Origin of the sequence: Novosphingopyxis baekryungensis DSM 16222 (assembly GCF_000420305.1) — a bacterium.
GTDB lineage: Bacteria > Pseudomonadota > Alphaproteobacteria > Sphingomonadales > Sphingomonadaceae > Novosphingopyxis > Novosphingopyxis baekryungensis.
In genome coordinates this window covers 126,820-146,430 of record NZ_ATUR01000002.1, presented here as the reverse complement: position 1 = coordinate 146,430, position 19,611 = coordinate 126,820, and the positions used below count along the sequence as shown (strand labels likewise).

General features: G+C 63.9%; 19 protein-coding genes. 5 read left to right on the top strand and 14 right to left on the bottom strand.

Annotated elements, in window-relative coordinates; genetic code table 11:
• Nucleotides 1–71 precede the first annotated feature (71 nt).
• The 3 genes from clpA (at nt 72) to G410_RS15085 (ending at nt 5,421) form a co-directional block, all read left to right on the top strand.
• Nucleotides 72–2,399, top strand: a complete 2,328-nt coding sequence (gene clpA, locus G410_RS0100785) for an ATP-dependent Clp protease ATP-binding subunit ClpA (RefSeq protein ID WP_022671753.1) — start codon at nt 72–74, stop codon at nt 2,397–2,399.
• A gap of 63 nt (nt 2,400–2,462) precedes the next feature.
• Nucleotides 2,463–3,161 carry an alpha/beta hydrolase gene (locus G410_RS0100780; RefSeq protein WP_022671752.1) on the top strand — a complete coding sequence of 233 codons (699 nt, stop codon included), beginning with the start codon at nt 2,463–2,465 and terminating at the stop codon, nt 3,159–3,161.
• A gap of 100 nt (nt 3,162–3,261) precedes the next feature.
• Nucleotides 3,262–5,421 (top strand): transglycosylase domain-containing protein, encoded by a 2,160-nt coding sequence (locus tag G410_RS15085; RefSeq protein ID WP_022671751.1) that lies wholly within the window; start codon nt 3,262–3,264, stop codon nt 5,419–5,421.
• A 64-nt stretch (nt 5,422–5,485) separates the two neighbouring features.
• On the opposite strand, the gene G410_RS15080 is transcribed toward G410_RS15085, so the two are convergent.
• Together G410_RS15080 and G410_RS0100765 are read right to left on the bottom strand one after the other, a co-directional pair.
• Entirely contained in the window at nt 5,486–6,163 is a 678-nt protein-coding gene (locus G410_RS15080) for a hypothetical protein (RefSeq protein ID WP_022671750.1), read from the bottom strand.
• 146 nt (nt 6,164–6,309) lie between these two features.
• Complete coding sequence (locus G410_RS0100765) at nt 6,310–7,056, bottom strand: Bax inhibitor-1/YccA family protein (RefSeq protein WP_425411242.1); 747 nt, start codon at nt 7,054–7,056, stop codon at nt 6,310–6,312.
• Nucleotides 7,057–7,179: 123 nt separating this feature from the next.
• Here G410_RS0100765 and thpR point away from each other — a divergent pair, with 123 nt between their 5' ends.
• Nucleotides 7,180–7,713 carry an RNA 2',3'-cyclic phosphodiesterase gene (thpR, locus tag G410_RS0100760; protein ID WP_028970894.1) on the top strand — a complete coding sequence of 178 codons (534 nt, stop codon included), beginning with the start codon at nt 7,180–7,182 and terminating at the stop codon, nt 7,711–7,713.
• Here the strand turns inward: thpR and G410_RS0100755 are convergent.
• Nucleotides 7,698–8,171 (bottom strand): low molecular weight protein-tyrosine-phosphatase, encoded by a 474-nt coding sequence (locus tag G410_RS0100755; RefSeq protein WP_022671747.1) that lies wholly within the window; start codon nt 8,169–8,171, stop codon nt 7,698–7,700. The genes thpR and G410_RS0100755 overlap by 16 nt on opposite strands.
• Before the next feature lie 71 nt (nt 8,172–8,242).
• Between G410_RS0100755 and G410_RS0100750 the strand changes: the two genes are divergently transcribed.
• The gene (locus G410_RS0100750) at nt 8,243–9,817 is read left to right on the top strand and encodes a spinster family MFS transporter (protein ID WP_022671746.1); all 1,575 of its coding nucleotides are present in this window, start codon (nt 8,243–8,245) and stop codon (nt 9,815–9,817) included.
• A 3-nt stretch (nt 9,818–9,820) separates the two neighbouring features.
• On the opposite strand, the gene G410_RS0100745 is transcribed toward G410_RS0100750, so the two are convergent.
• The 11 genes from G410_RS0100745 to G410_RS0100695 form a co-directional block, all read right to left on the bottom strand.
• Nucleotides 9,821–10,414: a superoxide dismutase family protein gene (locus tag G410_RS0100745; RefSeq protein WP_022671745.1), complete on the bottom strand. Its 594-nt coding sequence runs from the start codon at nt 10,412–10,414 to the stop codon at nt 9,821–9,823.
• A 193-nt stretch (nt 10,415–10,607) separates the two neighbouring features.
• Nucleotides 10,608–11,702: an OmpA family protein gene (locus tag G410_RS0100740; RefSeq protein ID WP_022671744.1), complete on the bottom strand. Its 1,095-nt coding sequence runs from the start codon at nt 11,700–11,702 to the stop codon at nt 10,608–10,610.
• 166 nt (nt 11,703–11,868) lie between these two features.
• Nucleotides 11,869–12,318, bottom strand: a complete 450-nt coding sequence (locus G410_RS0100735) for a DUF2793 domain-containing protein (protein ID WP_028970892.1) — start codon at nt 12,316–12,318, stop codon at nt 11,869–11,871.
• A 44-nt stretch (nt 12,319–12,362) separates the two neighbouring features.
• A complete protein-coding gene (locus G410_RS0100730; protein WP_022671742.1) occupies nt 12,363–14,534 on the bottom strand; it encodes a phage tail protein in 2,172 nt (723 codons plus the stop codon).
• Nucleotides 14,516–14,956 carry a C40 family peptidase gene (locus G410_RS15075; RefSeq protein ID WP_022671741.1) on the bottom strand — a complete coding sequence of 147 codons (441 nt, stop codon included), beginning with the start codon at nt 14,954–14,956 and terminating at the stop codon, nt 14,516–14,518. The genes G410_RS0100730 and G410_RS15075 overlap by 19 nt, the downstream gene beginning before the upstream one ends.
• Complete coding sequence (locus G410_RS0100720; RefSeq protein ID WP_022671740.1) at nt 14,956–15,774, bottom strand: DUF2163 domain-containing protein; 819 nt, start codon at nt 15,772–15,774, stop codon at nt 14,956–14,958. The genes G410_RS15075 and G410_RS0100720 overlap by 1 nt, the downstream gene beginning before the upstream one ends.
• Entirely contained in the window at nt 15,771–18,089 is a 2,319-nt protein-coding gene (locus G410_RS0100715) for a DUF2460 domain-containing protein (RefSeq protein ID WP_022671739.1), read from the bottom strand. Before G410_RS0100715 ends, G410_RS0100720 begins: the two co-directional genes overlap by 4 nt.
• Before the next feature lie 22 nt (nt 18,090–18,111).
• Entirely contained in the window at nt 18,112–18,672 is a 561-nt protein-coding gene (locus G410_RS0100710) for a hypothetical protein (protein ID WP_022671738.1), read from the bottom strand.
• Nucleotides 18,665–18,853 (bottom strand): phage tail assembly chaperone, encoded by a 189-nt coding sequence (locus G410_RS15070; protein WP_022671737.1) that lies wholly within the window; start codon nt 18,851–18,853, stop codon nt 18,665–18,667. The genes G410_RS0100710 and G410_RS15070 overlap by 8 nt, the downstream gene beginning before the upstream one ends.
• 2 nt (nt 18,854–18,855) lie before the next feature.
• Complete coding sequence (locus tag G410_RS0100700) at nt 18,856–19,182, bottom strand: gene transfer agent family protein (RefSeq protein ID WP_022671736.1); 327 nt, start codon at nt 19,180–19,182, stop codon at nt 18,856–18,858.
• On the bottom strand, nt 19,179–19,586 hold the full coding sequence (locus G410_RS0100695) for a phage major tail protein, TP901-1 family (protein ID WP_022671735.1): 408 nt from the start codon (nt 19,584–19,586) through the stop codon (nt 19,179–19,181). The genes G410_RS0100700 and G410_RS0100695 overlap by 4 nt, the downstream gene beginning before the upstream one ends.
• Nucleotides 19,587–19,611: the final 25 nt, after the last annotated feature.

Below are 19,611 nucleotides of genomic sequence, written 5' to 3'. Positions count from 1 at the left end.
AAAGCAGGTCATCATGCCGGTGACCGCTCGCCACCAATCTGCGGCCCTTGGCCGCATCGGAGATCAGCCGCATGCCCAGTTTCACCGAATCTCTTGAAAAGACCCTGCATCAGGCGCTGATGAATGCGTCCGATCGGCGGCATGAATATGCCACGCTGGAGCATCTGCTGCTCGCGTTGGTGGAAGATAATGACGCGGCCAAGGTGATGCAGAGCTGCGGCGTGGACATCGGCGAACTGAGCGAGGCCGTGGCAGCCTATCTCGATACCGAACTCGACAGCCTGCGCGTGACCGGCAAAAAGGTGGACCCGTCCCCGACCAGCGGTTTCCAGCGCGTGGTGCAGCGCGCCATCCTGCACGTGCAGAGCAGCGGCAAGGATCTGGTCACCGGCGCCAATGTGCTGGTCGCGCTGTTTTCCGAGCGGGAGAGCTATGCCGTCTATTTCCTGCAGCAGCAGGATATGAGCCGCCTCGATGCGGTCAGCTTCATCAGCCATGGCGTGGGCAAGAACGGTCAGGTCGAAGGATCGGACGAGCCGGCCGAACCCGGCGAGAAGGCGGACGACAAGGACGGCAAGTCCAAGAAGGACGGCGCGCTCGACCAGTTCACCGTCAATCTCAACGAGAAGGCCGCAGCGGGCAAGATCGATCCCTTGATCGGCCGGTCGCTGGAAGTGGATCGCACGATCCAGATCCTGTGCCGCCGTTCCAAGAACAACCCGCTCTATGTGGGCGAACCGGGCGTGGGCAAGACCGCCATCGCCGAGGGACTCGCGCGCCGCATCCACGAAGGCCAGGTGCCCGACGTGCTGAAGGAAGCGGTGATCTATTCGCTCGACATGGGCGCATTGCTGGCCGGCACGCGCTATCGCGGCGATTTCGAGGAGCGGCTGAAATCCGTGGTGTCGGAGCTGGAAAAGCTGCCGCATGCGGTGCTGTTCATCGACGAGATTCACACGGTGATCGGTGCCGGGGCCACCAGCGGCGGGGCGATGGATGCGTCCAACCTGCTGAAGCCTGCGCTGTCCAACGGCTCAATCCGCTGCGTCGGATCGACCACCTACAAGGAATTCCGCAACCATTTCGAGAAGGACCGCGCCTTGCTGCGGCGCTTCCAGAAGATCGACGTCAACGAACCGACGATCGAGGATACGGTGAAAATCCTGGCCGGGCTGCGCAGCGCGTTCGAAGAGCATCACAATGTGAAGTACACGCCCGATGCGATCCGCAGCGCAGTGGAGCTTTCCGCGCGCTACATCAATGATCGCAAGCTGCCGGACAAGGCGATCGACGTGATCGACGAGGTGGGCGCCATGCAGATGCTGCTGCCGCCCAGCCGCCGCCGCAAGATGATCACGCCCAGTGAGATCGAAAAGGTGATCGCCACGATGGCGCGCATTCCGCCCAAACAGGTGTCGAGCGACGACAAGTCCTCGCTCGCCAATCTGGAAGGCGATCTGAAGCGCGTCGTGTTCGGCCAGAACAAGGCCATCGAAACACTGTCTTCGGCCATCAAGCTGAGCCGCGCTGGCCTGCGCGATCCGGACAAGCCGATCGGCAATTATCTGTTTTCCGGCCCCACCGGCGTCGGCAAGACCGAGGTGGCGCGCCAGCTCGCCTCGATCCTCGGCATTCCATTGAAGCGCTTCGACATGAGCGAATATATGGAACGCCATTCGGTCAGCCGCCTGATCGGCGCGCCTCCGGGCTATGTCGGCTATGATCAGGGCGGTCTGCTCACCGATGCGGTCGACCAGAATCCGCACAGCGTGCTGCTGCTGGACGAGATCGAGAAGGCGCATCCGGACCTGTTCAACATCCTGTTGCAGGTGATGGATAATGGCCGCCTGACCGATCATCACGGCAAGACGGTGGATTTCCGCAACGTCATCCTGATCATGACGACCAATGCCGGTGCGTCCGATATGGCCAAGGAAGGTATTGGCTTCGGCACCAATATATCGAAGGAAGACGCCAGCGAGGAAGCGGTGAAGAACCTGTTCTCACCGGAATTCCGCAACCGTCTCGATGCGATCGTGCCCTTTGGCTACCTGCCGACCGAGGTCGTCAGCCGGGTGGTGGAAAAATTCATCCTGCAGCTGGAGATGCAGCTGGAAGACCAGAACGTTCACATCAGCCTGGACGACGAAGCCAAGGAATGGCTCACCGAACGCGGTTACGACCGGCTCTACGGTGCCCGCCCGATGGGCCGCCTGATCCAGGAAAAGCTGAAACAGCCGCTCGCCGAAGAGCTGCTCTTCGGCAAGCTGGAGCATGGCGGCGAGGTGATCGTGCGGATGAAGGACGATCAGCCCAGTTTCGAGATCACACCGGCCCCGCCCAAGTCCAAGGGCAAGAAAAAGAAGACCAAGCCGAAAAAGCCCAGCGAGGCCGAGTAAGAGAGAATAAGGGGACAGCGTGACAGCCGTTACGCTGTCCCTTTTGCATCTGACTGACCGACTATGAGCGACGGAAAAACAGGGAGCGACGGAAAAACAGGCGAACGGGGCACCGTCATCCTGCTGCATGGCTTCTTCATGCGGCCGATCACGCTGCTACCGGTCGATCGCGTGCTGCGGCAGGCCGGTTTCGACACCATCGCCCCGCCCTATCGCTCCCGTCTCCACCCGTTCGAACAGATCGTGGAGGAACTCCTGCCCGTCATGCGCCGTGCAGAGCGCGGCCCCGTGCATTTTGTAACGCACAGCATGGGCGGCCTTATCGCACGGGCACTGATAGCGCGCGCACGGCCACCGCACATGGGCAAGGTGGTGATGCTCGGCCCCCCGCACGGCGGCAGCGAGTGGATCGATCTGTTTGCCAAAGCCCGCATATCCGGCGCATTTTTCGGCCCGGCGGAAGAGGTGTTGTCGCTGCGCCGCCCCGAACGGGTCGAAAGCCTGATGGGGCATGTCGATTATCCGGTCGGTATCATCGCCGGGGACCGCCCTTATGGCGTGCCCGTGCTGTCCCGCCGCATCATGCCAGGCCCGCACGACGGCGCGGTGTCGGTCGCCTCCACCCATCTGACCGGCGAGACCGACCACATCGTGCTCCCCGTATCGCACAGCGGCATGATCTGGAACGACGGGGTGAAAGCGCAGGTCCTGCAATTCTTGCAGCATGGCAGCTTCACCCATGACGGCTCTACAACGCCGTGAACGCTGACGCCGCGACGCTGCGCGCGGCAGCCCATGTTTTCGCTCGCGCTTCCTGTCTTGCCCGTGTAACACAGCACGGATGAACGACGGATCGAGAGAAATGGGGCGGGGTTGGCCCGGCGCGTCCGATCCGGCTGCCGCGAACCAGTGGGACGATTATGGCGGCGCGGCAGCACCCATCCCGCCGCCACCGGAAGAGCAGGCACAATCCGGCTGGCTGCGCCGGCATTGGCGCTGGCGCTATCTGAAATATGCGGCCTATGCCGGGCTGGTGGCGCTGGTGCTGCTGATCGGCTGGCTTGCGCTGTTCGTGCCGGTGTCCCGCACGGCCCAGCCGCTGGTGCCGCCGCAGATCGTGCTGGAAACGCGCGATGGCACCGTCATTGCCCGCAAGGGGCCGATCATGGCCGAACCGGTTGAGATCGAACGGCTTCCGGATCATGTGAAGCAGGCCTTCATGGCGGTCGAGGACCGGCGTTTCTATTCCCATTGGGGCATCGATCCGCAGGGCATAGCGCGCGCGCTGTGGACCAATATCAGCTCGGACCAGCAGCAAGGCGGCAGCACGATCACGCAGCAGCTGGCCAAGCTCAGCTATCTCAAGCTGGACCGCACCGTCAGCCGCAAGCTCAAGGAAGTGCCGATCGCGCTCTGGCTGGAAGCTTGGTTGACCAAAGATGAAATCTTGGAGCGCTATCTCTCGAACGCCTATTTCGGTGACAATGTCTACGGGCTGCGCGCGGCGTCGATGCACTATTTCTATCGCCAGCCGGAGCGGCTGACGCTGACGCAGGCGGCGATGCTCGCCGGCCTCGTCAAGGCGCCGTCCAGCCTGGCGCCCACCCGCAATTACGACGGTGCGGTTGCGCGGGAAAAGGTGGTTCTTTCGGCCATGGCCGCCGCCGGATACATGACGCCGGACGCTGCAAGGGCGGTTCGGCCTGCCGTCGTCGATCACCGGCCCGGCGCGGCCATGCCGGCAGGCTCCTATTTCGCCGACTGGGCGCTGGGCCAGGCGCGCGCCGTGACCGAGGCCAATGGCTATGAAACCGTGCGGGTTCGCACGACGCTGGACCGCCAGCTACAAAGCCTGGCGGAACGCATCGCCCGCCGATCGACGCCTGCAGGCGCGCAGGTGGCTATCGTGGCCATGCGCACCAATGGCGAAGTGGTCGCCATGGTAGGCGGGAAGGACTATGCCACCTCGAAATTCAACCGGGCCGTGCAAGCACGCCGCCAGCCGGGATCGACGTTCAAGCTCATCGTCTATCTGGCCGCCCTGCAAAGCGGGATGACGCCGGACACGCTGGTCGATGACAGTCCGATCACCACGGGGGACTATCGCCCGGCCAATGCCGGCGGGCGCTATCGTGGCCAGATCACGCTGCGCGACGCCTTTGCCAGCTCCAGCAATGTCGTCGCGGTCAAGCTCTATACCCAGCTTGGCAGCAAGGCGATCCAGCGGGCCGCGCGCTCGCTTGGCATTACCGAGGAGCTGCCGGCCAATGCCAGTGTGGCGCTGGGCACGGCGGGCGTCGGCCTGATGGATCTTACCGCCGCCTTTGCCGGCATCGCCGCCGATTATGCGCCGGTCGATCCCCATGCGATCCAGCGCAACGAGAAGAATTTCTTCCAGCGCCTGCTCGATGGGCGTGAGGATATCGGTGCGCGTACGCGGGCCCAGATGCGCGATCTACTGGCCGCCAATGTCAACAGCGGCACCGGCCGTGCGGCGGCGCTGGCCATTCCGGCCTTTGGCAAGACGGGCACCAGCCAGGACAGCCGCGACGCCCTGTTCGTGGGCTTTGCCGGCGATCTGGTGGTGGGCGTCTGGGTGGGGCGCGATGACAATAGTTCGCTGGGGCGGGCCAGTGGCGGCGGCACCCCGGCGCGCATGTGGAAGGATTTCATGATCGGCGCCATTCCCGGGTCTGCGCCGCGCCGCGTGGTGCCGGAAGAAGAGGCGCTTCCCGAAGCGGAAGAAGGCATGATTCCGGACGGCCTGACTCTGCCGGAGGATTTCCAGATCGACATGGGCCAAGACGCGGCCATCGAAGGGTCGATCAACGGCAATAATATCCGCATCGACCGTGAAGGCCTGCGGATCGATCCGGACGCCGAAACCCAACGCAGGCTGGACCAGATCGATCGCCGCCGGGAACAGATCCAGCGGGCGGTGGACGCCGCCGGGCGACAGGCCGAGGGGCAGGCCCGTGGCGTTGGCAATGGGAGTGGAGAAGGTGCCGAGCCGCAGCGCTGACGGGCAGCGCCGCGGCTCGGGCTGTTATAAAACGGCCGGCCTGCCGGATGGCCGGCCTGCTGCTTTACTGGCGCTGGCCTTCCAGCGTGACCCGGCCAAGGCGGCCATATAGCTCTTCCCAGGCGGCCAGGCGGCGCTGATATTCCGAATAGTCATCGTAAAATTCGATGAACAGATTGTCGATCAACCCCAGCGCACGGGCAGAGAAGACCGGCAGCTCCGCGGTCGGCACCAGGGCCGATTGCGGGCCCAGTTCCAGCATCAGATTGCAGAAACTGCTGGTGACCGGTGGCAGCGAGAAATAATTATACAGATCGGTCGACGACGTATCGCGGATACGGTTCGATTCGCCAGCCGGATAGCGGGACCGGTAGGTCGTATCCAGCCGCCGATTGACATCGTTCAACATGGTGCGATGCGCCGTCAGATAATTTTTGTAATCATCGGCGAAACGCTGATATTTCGGCTGCAGGCAGTTCAGCGCGGCCACGTTGAACGCCGATCGGAAATTCCAGACGACTTCGTCGCTGTCCAGACCGCGGTTCGGCGTCATGCGCACATCGTCCACGCCCTTGGGCGGAATGAACATGCCGGTTGCCGCGCCAAGCGGCGGGATCGGACGCGGCGGGAAGGAGGATGGAACGATGATCGGCGGCGGGGGTGCCGGTGGTGGCGGCGCCGCACAGGCAGCCAATGAGGTCAGTCCGGCCAACAACGCGGCCCGGGCGACAGTCTTGTACATGCGTTCTCTACCCTCAAAAATCTCAAGGGCTCGTTTGACACCCCCCAGGCGCGTTGAAAAGCCCCGATACGACAAACGGAGATAACAAAACGCCCGGCAGCAAGGCTGGCCGGGCGTCTGTTTATCGGTGATGAATGCGCCTGGGCCTAGTCGCGGGCGACGCCCATGAAGCGCAGCAGGAACAGGAACATATTGATGAAATCGAGATAGAGGTTCAGCGCCCCCATGATCACGACTTTGCCCATCATGTCCGTTCCGGCAACATGCTGGTAGAGGCTCTTGAGCTTCTGCGTGTCATAGGCCGTCAGACCGGCAAAGATCAGCACGCCGATGCCGCTGATGGCAAAGCTGAGCGCGCTCGACTGCACGAAGATGTTGACCACGCTGGCAACGATCAGGCCAACGACACCCATGATCAGGAACGTGCCCCAGGCGCTCAGATCCTTCTTGGTGGTATAACCGTAAAGGCTGAGGCCGGCGAATGCGCCTGCCGTGGCGAAGAAGGTGGTCGCGATCGATGCGCCGGTATACATCAGGAACACCGTGCTGAGCGACAGGCCCATGAGCACGGCAAAACCCCAGTACATCATCTGCAGGGTGCCGGTGGAGAACTTGTTCTGACCGAAGCTCATCGCGAAGACGATCGCGAGTGGCGACAGCATGATGATCCATGCGAGCGGCCCACCGCCCAGCATGACCTGCGCAGCCAGCGACGTTTCGCCGCCGCGTGCGAACAGCATTGCCACGACGCCCGTCAGCAGCACACCGCTCGCCATATAATTATAGATTTTGAGCATGTAGGACCGCAGGCCTGCGTCAAAGGCTTCGCTGGTTCCGGCTCGGCCGGGGAAGGTACGCGCTCCGGTCGCTCTTGGATCGGGCCATGCCATAATAGAAAAACTCCCAAATTTTCGTTCGTGACAGCATTGCCACTTGCCCCATGAATATCGTCTTTATGCGCGCAGTTTTCAAGCTATTGCGATCGGCGCTCTCCGGTCGCTACACCGGCAGACATGATGCACCGTCTTTTTATCGGCATTCGCCCACCACAGGAGGTGCGCACGCCTCTGCTGAATTTGATGGATGGCATTCGCGGTGCGCGCTGGCAGGATGATGACCAGCTGCATGTCACGCTTCGCTTTATCGGCGAACTGTCCCGGCACGATTCGAATGATCTGGCGGAGGCATTGCACAGCATCGCCGTTCCGCCCTTCCCAATCACCATCGACGGCGTTGGCCAGTTTGAGCGAAAGGGATATCCCCGTGCGCTATGGGCCAGGATTGTGCCCAGCGAACCGCTCGGCCAGCTGAAGCGTAAAATCGATCGGACGTGCCGTCAGCTCGGCCATCCGGACGAACATCGCAAGTTTCTGCCGCATATCACGATCGCGCGGCTGAACAGCCACAGCGGGCCGACGGCGGATTTCATCGCCGCGCATGCAAGCCTGCGCCCGCCGTCCTTCGTGGTGACCAATTTTGCGCTTTATGAAAGCCATCTCGGCGAAGCGGGGTCCCGCTATGAGCAAATCGTGGATTACCCCTTGGTCTGAGCGGCAATCTCATCGGCCATGGCCATGGCGATCGCGGTCACTTCGGCCCAGGTGCGCTCGAACGCGGCGTCATCGCCATGATAGGGATCGGCCACCCCCTCCCCTTTGCGTTGATCGATAACATCGAGCGCCAGACGCAGTTCGGCCTTGGCTTGCGCAGGCGCCAGCGATTGCAGATCGGCAAAATTCTGGCGATCCATGGCGATAATCCAGTCGAACCGTTCAAAGTCGTCCGGCTGAACCTGCCGCGCGCGCAGGAGGCTCGCGTCGCTGCCATGGCGCGCGGCCACGGCTATGCTGCGCGGATCCGGTGGATCGCCAATATGCCAATCGCCCGTCCCGGCGCTGTCGATCTGGACATCCAGACCGCGTCGTGTCGTTTCCTCCCGCAAAGCGATTTCCGCCAGCGGTGAACGGCAAATATTGCCAAGGCAGACGAACAGGATGCGGAAAGCCATATAAATCCTACGGATTGCAGAAGCGCAGCGCTCTGATACAGCTACGGCATAAAGAGGCAAGGAGAGGCCCGATGCAAGCACCCACCCCGGCGGATTCGACCATCGATCCGGATGCAAAGACCCCGGCCTATGCCTGGTACGTGCTATCGATCCTGATCCTGGTCTACATCCTGAATTTCGTCGACCGGCAGGTGCTCAGCATTCTGGCGGAGGACGTAAAGCGCGATCTCAACCTCACCGACGATGACATCGGATTCCTTTATGGCACCGCCTTTGGCGTGTTCTATGCACTGTTCGGTATCCCGCTGGGGCGGCTGGCGGATAGCTGGCACCGCGTGCGGCTGATGACCATCGGCCTCAGTCTCTGGTCCGTCATGACGGCCATGTCCGGCCTGGCCCGCAATGGCTTGATGTTGACCGGTGCGCGGATCGGCGTGGGTATCGGCGAGGCCACGGCCAGCCCAAGCGCCTATTCGCTTATTTCGGACTGGTTTCCCAAAAAACGGCGCGGACTCGCGCTCTCTTTATATTCCTCCGGACTCTATATCGGCGGCGGCCTCTCGCTAGGGCTTGGCGGCCTGGTCGTGGAAAACTGGAACGAGGCTTATCCGGTCAAGGATATGGCGCCGCTCGGCCTGGCCGGTTGGCAGGCCGCTTTCATGGCCGTCGGCCTGCCAGGGCTACTTCTTGCCCTATGGGTTTTCACCTTGCGGGAGCCGATGCGCGGCCAGTCCGAAGGCATTGTGAGCAAGACCCGTCCCCATCCATTCCGCGATTTCTTTGCGGAACTGATCACCATCATTCCGCCGCTGACCCTGATCGGCGCGGCCCGGTCGGGCAATCTCCTGCGCAATCTGGCGGTTGGCCTGCTGGTCACGGGCATCGTGTGCGGACTGATCGCGCTGGGTGAGCCGATCAAGCAATGGGCCGCAGTCGGTATTGGCGCTTATGCGGTGTATAGCTGGGCCAGTGCGCTACGGCGGACCGATCCACCCACATTCGCCCTCACTTTGGGAACGCCGGCATTTCTGCTCACGGTGCTCGCTTATGGCCTGAACGCCTTCATCAGCTACTCGGTGAGTTTCTGGGCATCGCCCTATGCGCTGAGAAATTTCGGGGTTTCCGAGAGCGAGGTCGGCTGGATTGTCGGCAGCCTGGGCGCTTCGGCCGGATTTATCGGTGTGATTGGTGGTGGGTGGCTGGCCGACAAACTTCGCGCCAAACATGCCGCCGGGCGGCTCTGGGTCGTCATCTTCGGCGCCGTTGCACCGGTGCCGGCGATTGCCATCGGCTTTACCACGGACAGCCTGACCCTGTTCTATCTCATGCTGTTTCCGGCGCAGGCGCTTTCCAGTTGTGCCCTGGGCGCGGCTGCGGCGACGACACAGGACCTGGTTTTGCCACGCATGCGCGGCACGGCAACGGCGAGTTTCTTTATCGGAACTACGCTAATCGGGCTGGCGCTTGGGCCATATCTCGCTGGCCGCGTGTCCGCGCTGACGGAAAGCCTATCGGTGGGCGTATTGTCCCTGCTGGTAACCGTGCCCATCGCCTTGACGGCAGCAATTATCGCCGCGCGACTTCTGCCGGCTTCGGAAGCGACGGCACGTGATCGTGCCGCCGCCGCCGGAGAAGAGTTCGACTAGGTCTTAGCTAGCGGTTTTTTCAAATACACCGCAGGCGATACGGTCACCGCTGTCGCCTGATGGATCGGTCATCTGATCGTCCTGGCCGGCATGAACGATGAACGCGGCGCCGTCACTATCGAGCAAAGCGTTGGCTCCGCCTTTTAATGTCGCGCCTTTTATCGGGCGTTCGAGACTGCCTGTGCCGTCGGCAGCCACTTCCAGGTTCACGAAATCGCCCATATGCGAGCCATTGTCATTAGCCAGACCATGTTCCTTGTCAGTGGGATTCCAGTGCCCGCCCGCGCTCTTGAAGTCGGGGGCGTCGCATTTGCCGGTCTGGTGAATATGCACGCCATGATTGCCAGGAGGCATGCCAGTCACGGATAAGGTGAGATTGAGGCCGCCGTCCATTGTGCTGATCCGGGCTTCGCCGACGGATGTTCCATCGGCCGTCTGAAGCGCTGCAGTCGCGCTTTCTGCGTCTACCATGCCGCCGGTGGTAGGGGTTTCTTCCGTCACGGTGGCAATGTCTGCCTCGTTTGAAGGGCTTTCCTGCTGGCACCCGGTCAAGGCGATGGCCGCACATGCCGCGCTTGTTAGAACGATGTTTCGCATCTCTATCTCCCTTTGTTTCTGTCGATATCAACCGTCAGCAGCGCAATAGTTTCCAACATGGTGGGCGCGAAGGGAAGAAGTCAGGCTTTCAGCGGCAGATCTTTGACGACCACGGACGCTGTGAATCGAAGACAGACAAAAAAAAGGGCCGGTCGTTCGACCGGCCCTTCTCGATAATAATCGAAGCGAAAGATCAGTAACCGGCGTTGGGGCCGTATGTGATCTCAACGCGGCGGTTCTGCGGCTCGCGCACACCGTCGGCGGTGGGAACGCGAAGGTTCGTTTCACCGAAAGCTTCCGTCGCGATGCGGGCCTGCGGAACACCGCGGGACTGCAGATAAGACTGAACCGAAGCGTTACGACGCTGGGAAAGACCAACGTTGTAGGTCGCGGTACCCGACGTATCGGTGTAACCAGCAAGCATGACGCGTGCCGAACCACAATTGGCATACTGAGCCACAGCGTTGTCGAGCACGGTTGCAGCATCGGGACGCAGATTGGACTTATCCCAATCGAAGAACACGATGTACGGACCGCTGTTGCACGACACTGGCTCAGGAGTCGGTGGTGGGGGTGGCGGAGTAGGCGTAGCAGCCGGCGGTGGCGGAGGAGGAGCAACCACGGGCTCAGGAGCGCCGAAGTTGAAAATCAGGCTGCCAAGCAGGCTGTGCGAACGATAGCGACCTTCATAGGTGTCGCCAAAGTTGCTGATGAGGTCCACGTTCGGCACGTTGAAGAACTTGTACTTCAGGCCAACGTCCACGCTCTCGGTAAGCGGAGCGCGCACACCGGCGATAGCCTGCCATGCGAAGCTCGTGTCCGAATCGTCGACGAAGTTGTTCGCGAGAACCAGGTCCTGGCTCACACGAGCCACACCGGCACCGCCGCCGACAAAGCCCTGAATGCCGTCATCGGCACCGAAGTCGAGCAGACCGTTCAGCATGAAGCTGAGCGCGCTCGTATCACCGGCTACGTCAAACGTGGAACCTGCGGGAAGATTGCCCACAATACCCTGGCTACCCGTGACAACTTCATCGGCATCAGCGCGCTGATAGCCGACTTCGGCTTCAATGCGGAACGCACCGAAGTCATAGCCGACCACGGCATCGGCGTTCCAGCCGTAATCACTATCAACCGTGAGGTCGTTGCTCACACCGTTGACGTCATAATCTGTATCTTCGACGAGCATTACGCCGCCTTCGACACCTGCATACCAGGCACCGTCGCGTGCCATGGCAGGCGTCAGCGCGGTTGTGGCAAGTGCCACACCAATGGCTAGCTTACGCATTAAATTCCCCTCTATCTATATAGGAACTGAAATCGGTAGTTATCTACTATCCGGTCGCTCAAACGCGTGCAAGTTCGCAATGGTTCCATCTGTTGCGAAAATGTCTCCTTTGCGACCTTGAAGGGCGAAAAAGACGTCGTTCACCACCCTGATAGACGGGAACAGATCAATTAGCAAGCAGCAGACCGGCCTGATGCAGCGCCGCAACGATGGTCGCGATCGAATCGCGTGCTTGCAGATCGATGACATCGCCGCCGGACGGGACCGGAGCGGTCATGGCGCCAATCCAGCTTCCCGAACGGAACAGCAGGTTGGAGCCGGTGGCCCTGTCGAACAGCCGCATGCCATCGACGGGCGAGGCGAAACGCCACCCGCCTTCAGTCCACCCAGCCACCTGGCCGGCCCGGTCGGCCCAGTCACCCATCGGACTTGGCCCCACCACCCAGCATTGCCCCGCCGCAGGCGACAAGGCTGCCGGGTCATCGGCAAAGCCTTCCACCACGGCATGCAGCAGCAGATCGATCAACGATAGCGCTTCATTATGCACCAGTTCCTTCTGGGCCTGCGCGAGGGCCAATGTCGGCAAGGAAAAGCGCGGAGTTGTGAATGCATTCATGAAACGCTCCTTCAGAAATTTCAGCCGGCGCAACTCCGCCTGCTTCAGGCTATAGAAACGGCGATATGTGCGTCCGGCGACAAACCGTTGCGCCCGATCTGGCGGATCACGACCGTCACCTCCGCCACTCCATCGGACCGCCATTGGTCGAGAAGAACCCGCTGCACGAGCAGCCGGGGCGCATCCACACGCCAGGTCGCAAGCAGCCCGTCGGATTCGGAGACGATCTCGACGCGGTAAGCTTCGCTGTCTTCTCCCATGGGCGGCTCGACCGTCGCGGACCAGTCCGCGCCGAGACGGGAGCGGCGTATCCAGCGCACAGCAAGACCGCCGCTCTGCCACTGCGCATGACAATGAACAGGCCGCAGCGGCAGGCTGGCCGTCCCGGCCACGTCGAAAGAGGCAAGCGCCGCGCCTTCATCTCCGACGCCCGACGCAACAACCGTCAGAGGCAGGCCCGCGGCAACGTCCGGCCCCTCCAGGATATGCAGCTGTTCGCGCTGCAGCATCAGAAAGGACGTGTTGGCAGGATGCGCGTCCATGGCCTCGCTACCGAAAAGCCCGCGGCGCAATCCGGACAGGACATAGCACCCCGCATCGTCTCGCACAGCGGTCTCGAACTGAACAAGCTCGCTGCCGATCGCGGCCATGTTGGCGCCGGCGAACAGAGCCTCCTCATCCGCGTCGCCAAGCATCATGTCCGTGCCCAGCAGCCGGACGCGTGCCGGGCGATGATAGTGGATGAGATTGGCCGTGGCCGTCTCGAGACTGTCGACAAGCACGCCGAAGATGGCCGGCAGCGCCGTGGGGCCGATCGGTCGGAGGGAATCGGGGCTGTTGCCCAAAGAAAGAGCCGCGCGTCGCCAGCCGGCGGATGCACCGGCAGCGGCCACCACCACGACCGGCCTGTCCGTGCCGCTGCGGGCGATATCGGGCAGCTCGGCCAGCATCAGCGCCGTCGGCCCATGCACCAGATCGGGTTCGCGCAATGCACGCCCGGCAACAGCCGACGGCATCACAGGGCCATAACGTGGCAGCGCCGTCGCGGTGATGAGCAAGGCCCCGCGCCGATGTTCCAGGCCGGTGATCGTCCAGGCACCGCCCGCCCAGGTCAGCTGATGGCCCACATGCGGCATGACCGAACCATAAGCCGCGGCGATGGTCAGCTGTTCGCGCTCGGCGCCGGCACGGCGCGCCAGCGCCTGCGCGACTTCGATCGCGGTTTCAGCCGTCATGGCGGCAGGAAAATCAACCCGTGCGATGCCTCGCCCTGCCCCGGTACGGCGCGCGCGTTGCATGCCCGCCTGATAATCGCGCGCCACATCATAATAGCGATATTCGAGCGCTATCGGATAGTCCGCCAGGGGCGCACGGGACCGTCGTGGTCGATCCACCGCCTCGCCGTCCAGCGCCGCCAGCGGGGCGTCCAGCGCGCCAGCAGGTGGGGCAGCGGCAGGAAAGACAAATCCCCGGTCCGTCCGGGTCAGCCGCAACCCGGCGCCCTCGACAATCAGGCCAACGACATCGCGCGCGCTGCCGCTGGCGGCAAATCCCGCCACCGCTGCAGGGTCGTCGCCCACTACCAGCCGGTCGCTCGTCGCCGCTGCGATGTCCACCAGCGTCACCGCGCCGTCGCGTTCGAACAGCTCGAAGGTCAGCGAGGGAATGCGGTTGCCATAATCGGCCAGCTGCAAATCCTCGAAAAGCGCATAGGCCATGCCGCGAAAGGCGGGGGCCTGCGCGCCTTCCGCCTGGGCTATGAGAGGATCGGCTTTCTGATCGCCCAGGCCCGGATAGAAGCGAAAGCTGACCGGCACCTTGAAATCGCCTGCCGCCCCGCGCATCAGATTGCCGTCGGCCCAGATGCGGCCCACGCGCATCGCCGGGCGGCTCGAGAGGGCCACCGCGAAACTGACCGAATAATCATAGCGCGTCTGGCCGGGACGCCCCTTGCCGCCGCCCTCGGTACTTTTGCGCTCGATCAGGTCGGTCGCCCAGATCACGGTGCCGGCCACGCGCATTGCGCCGAAGATAGCCGGTATCTCGCTGCCATAGCTGGAAGTCTGGACATCCAGCTCCTTCAGGCGCGGCCCTTCGGCGCCCTTTGGGCCACCGAAGATCTGCTGGTCGATCGCGCGCCCGGCCAAACCGCCCAGCGCCGCTCCGATCGGCCCGCCCACCGCAAAACCGACGGCATTCAACAGGATCGTGGCCATGCCGGCGTCTCCTTCCATTGATGTGTTGGCTGTGGCGGCGCGCGCCAGATGCCTTCGACGGGCCACGGCGGATCGCCCGGCAAAAAGACCACCCGCCGCAATCCGGCATGGGCGTGGACGAACCCGCCCGGCACTGCGACCAGCAGGTGAAGATGCAAGGGGCCGACGCGCACCAGCCAGAGATCGCCATGATTGGGCCGGTCATGAACGGGCGCAAAGCCGGCAGAGGTGAACCATGCCCGCCAGCGATGCGCGCTGCCGCCGCGCAGCCGGTAGCCGTTCGGAACGGGGCCGGACTTGCCCAATGTGAGCCAGGCCAGCCCGATACAATCCACCCCTTGTGCAGGATCACGTCCGCCAAGCAGAAACGGCGTATCGACCAATGCCATCGCCCGCGCCGCGATCGCCTCCAGACGGTCCATCAGGTCGCGCCTGCATAGCGCGTCAGCAGATCATTGCCCGGCAGATGGGGTTCGCCGCGAAAGTTGACCGCATTGCCGAAACGCGCGGCACAGCTATCGATCGACCGGTCACAGCCTTCCCAAAGCATCACGCGCGTAGCGGCATCGACCGGCAGGGCAGGCACTGCCGTCAGCCAAATCCGGTCGCCCTGGCCATCGGCAATATCATGCATCGTCCCGCAATTGGGGCCGGACAGGAAGCGCAGCCGCCCGAACCGGTAGCGTGCGCCATCGGCCAGATCCGCAAGGATCAACTCTTCGCCACGCACGGAAACGATGCGCCCCTCCCTGCGGTGATACATCAGATCGATCCCGCATTCTGGGCCGCCGAAATCGGCGCGGCAGGCGGGCGATGTGCGCGGCGCAACCGGATGGTCTAGCGCCGCCGCCGGTCCGCGCAGCTGCGCCTGAAAGGCGTTTCCGCTGCGGGCAATCTCACCCAGCGATCCGGCGGCCAGCAGGCGGCGTCTGGACGGCGCGGTCCAATCCACCAGATGCACCTCCAGGGCCGCGCCATCCCATCGCCCGCTGTCCAGATCGCGTTCGCTGATCAGATCGCTGGCGATACCGCCGTCGATATCCAGGCCGTCGCCGTCAAGCGTGGCACTCTCCACGATGGCGCTGGGCACCAGCCCGGGCGCCGCCCGGAACAGCAGCCCCTCAATCTCCAGATCGCGATCATGCGAGGTAAAGCCCAGCGCCACCCCGTCTCGCCTGCGCAAGGTCCAGGCAAAGGCGGTGGTGGTGCATGGCTCGTCCAGCCAGTGACCGCCGCTCATTCCTTCACCTCCACCAGCGGTACGCTGGCGATATCGTCTGCCCCGTGGGTGGCCTGGCCAATGTCCAGCCGGTCTTCGGCAAAGCGCACCGGCACGTCGAACAGATAGCCAGCGCTGATGTGCGCGCCCTCTGGCGGCGGGGTATCGAACCGGACGATGCCGAGCGGCTCCACGCGGAACAGCTGCGTTTCCACGCCGTCCACGGCCATGCGCACCGTGCCCGCCACGGGCCGCGTGATGCGGCGGCGCTGCTCCATGTCGCCCGTTTCATAGCTTTTGATCAACGCGAAGTCGGTCGCCTGCCCGTCCGCGCTGCCGATCGGCTGATCCTGCGCGGTAGGCGCGCCGTTCATGCCGTTGGAACTGTGGTCGCTGGGATCGGTAAAGCGAAAGCCGATCGCCGCGCCGCGCCGGGCACGGAAAAAGGCGATCAGCAGCGCCGCGTCCTGCTCGCTGCGCACCCCCGGCCCCGCATCGAAGGTCAGCCGCGCATCGGACCAGTCACTCGAGCGGCGTTCATGGCCCGACAGGGTGGTCACGATCCCGGTGGAAAATTCCGGCGAGACGCTGGCATGACGCCCGATGGCCAGCGGAAAGCGAACATCGTCGAAAGCGCGCATATCGTCCTGCTCCATGGTGAAATAAGTAAAGCCGTCGCGCGCCACCTGCGGCAGCGCCCAGACATAGTTGCGGCCGGGCGTGCGCCGCTCGGCCAGCGCCACCGCCGCGGCGATGGCGCGCCATTGCGGGGTGTCCTCCGGCTTCAGGACGAAGCCCGCGAAATATTCCTGCGCCTCCAGCGGATAGCCGAGCCGCGCGGTCATCGCGGCCACGCCGCGCTCGGTGCCCGCAACATCGTTGGCAACCGTCCAGTCATAATCTTCCAGCTGCAGCACATCGAAGGCGGGCGCGGCCCAGCCGATCGGCACATTGGCCCGCTGCGCATCGGGCGCGTCCCGGTCCAACACCGTGGGCAGATAGACCAGCAGATAGAGTGTTGCGCCGCCCGCTTGCGCCCGTACCGCATCGGCCAGGGCGGCGGTGGAGGCCGCCAACATCGTGCCCGCCTGCTCCAGCATGGCCTGCTGCGCCGGGGTCTTGGGGCCCTTGATGTCGGGGATCGACACGATGCCATTGCCAAAGGCCGCCCAGGCCGCGCTGTCATAAAGGCAGATGCGTCCGTCCGGCATGATCCACCACCAGGGCTCGCCGATCTGGAAGCGGACGGCTTGCCCGGCATCGCGCTGGATGGCGGCAAAGGCCCGGCCCACCGCGCGCAGATAGCCCATCGCGCCGCCATGCGCGGGCGAGAGCAAGGTGGAGGGTGGGTCCCAGCCGGTCAGCGCCGGATCGCCATTTTCCGCGCGCTGCTTCCAGTCGTTCCAGCAATGCGCATCGAACAGCTCGTAACTGAGCGAGAAGATCGTCTCGAACCCCATGGCCAGGGCGCGCACCGCAAAATCGCGATGCCAGGCGGCGCATGGTGCGTTCAACGCGCTGCCCGCCAGACTGACATACAGGCCCTCGCCCAGCGCCTCGAGCCGGAAATAATGGCTCATCCCCACATAATGGTTGATGATGCCGCGATAGCCGAGGGCGAGGATCTGGCGCAGCAGCCGTTCGGGGCTCTGATTATAGGCGTCGTCATACCCCGTCGCCATGCGCAGGGCATGTTCGGGCAGCATGGCATCGGCCAGACCGATCACCGCCCGCTCCCCATCGCAGGCCATGTCGCTGATCTCCACCCAGCCCTCCGCCGGCCCCGGCAGATGGCCCGGACGGCCGGTATAGCCGGGCGGCACCAGCGAGATGAACATGCGATCGATATCGCCGGGATGCACGCGATCGGCCTCGCCAGGTAGCAGGAAGCCGCCATCGAGCGCACCGAAAGCAAGGGTGATGGCCGCATCGGTGGGCGTGCCGACCGCATAGTTCCACAGCCGCACATACCAGCTGCGGGGCCGGCCTGCGGCATCGCGGCCTTCGATGGTCAGCGTCGGCCCGTTGATCGCATCGAGCGGCATGATGCCGGACGAGCGCCAGTGAAAACGCAGCGTCAGCCGCGCATAATCGCGCACCGTTTCATAGGCGAGCAGCGGATGGTCCCAGCGGTCCTCGCTCTCCCAGATCAGCCCGGCAAGATCGTCACTCTGATAGAACACCGCATCCACACGCAGCGCGCCGGGGCCGGTGGTGACGGTGGAGGCCATCATCGGACGCGGAAAATCGACGGTCCAGAAGCGCGCATCGAAGCGCGCCATATGCTCTAGCACGACATGCGCGGCGTCATCCGCCCTGGCAAGCCAATGGGGCATGGGAATTCCTTTCGGGAAAATGTCAGCCTTGCAGCGCGCGCCGCACCTCGCGGGCCACCTGTCGGCTGGAGCGCTGCAGCGCCTGCGGCGCTCCGGCACCGCCGCGATCGGCGATGTTGACGGTGAGGTTCACCACCGGCCCGGCCGCCGCTGCGCCGCCGGTCTCGACCCTGCCGCTCGATGTCGGCACGAACCATTCCGGTCCGCGCTCGCCCACGCGGTAAGCCTGTCCCGGCGATACCGGCCCGCCCGTGGCCCGTCCCGGCGCGCCTAGCAATCCGCCGAGCAGTGCGCCGATCGATACGCCCGCACCGCCGCCGCCAAGCAGCGATCCGATGCTGGATTGCACCACCGCCGCCGCGATGTCGGCAAGCGTCGAGAGCGCGACATCCTTCAGTTCCTCGAACCCGAACCGCCCGCGCCGGATCGCGCCGGACAGCCCGCGTTCCAGCGCCTGCCCCGCGTGCTCCAGTCCGTCGGCCAGCGGCCCGTCCAGTTGCGCGCGCATGGTCTGCACATCGCGCGCAAACCCTTGCGTGTCCGCGCGCACGCCGATCACCAGCGTTTCCAGTTCGTCATCCATCGGGAAATCTTTCCATCAATTCGTGCACATCGGGCGGTGCCTGCATGGCGCCGGGTGGCGAGAGGATCGCGGCCAGTTCCGCCGGGGTCGCCGCCCAGAAATCGTCAGGTCGCCAGTGCAGCAGCAGCGCGGCGTGAGCGAACAGGGCCAGCGCCCGATCGGCAAACCGGGGCAGGTCCACCCTTAGCGCCCCTGCAAGATCTGCTTCAGCAGCACGCGCAGCACCGGCGTCAGCGCCGCCAGCCCGGCCTCTGCCAGCGCCTCGCCGAACCGCGCGCGGTCCAGCCCCTCCGGCGTATCGCGCAGGCAATGCCAGAACAGCGCCACCAGCTCGGCCAGCCGCAATTCCCCCGCCGCCGCCCGTTCGACCAGCGCGAACAGGGGGCCGAGTTCTTCCTCCGCCGCCACCAGCGCGGCAAAGCTGGGCCGCAGCACCACCGCTTCACCGCCCACGCGCACGCTCGCCTCACCGCGCGCCGGGTTTGCGGGGGCGCTCCCCGGCTGGCTCATAGACTGGCCACCGCGCCGGAGCTTTCGAGGCTCAGCGTGTAATTGCGTTCGCCATTATAATCGCCGGCATAGTCGAGGCGGCTCACCAGAAAGCGTCCGCGCATGCGTTCGCCGCTTTCGAAGCTCAGCTCATAATCGTCGATCAGGCCGCCCAGCGCATGGCCGCGCAACCGCTTCTCGGCATCCGATCCGGTGAAGATGCCCGCGCCGGACACGCTGACCGAGCGCACACCCGCGCCGGACAGCAATTCACGCCATCCGCCGCTGTCTTTACTGGTGACGTTCACCGCCTCGCCATTGATGGACAGCTGCGTTGTGCGCAGTCCGGCGATGGTGGCAAAGGACGGGCTGCCCGCCCCGTCTCCGATCTTGAGTAGAAAAGCACTGCCTTTTTCGGCTGGCATGATTGGTCTCCTTGGATTGTAATAA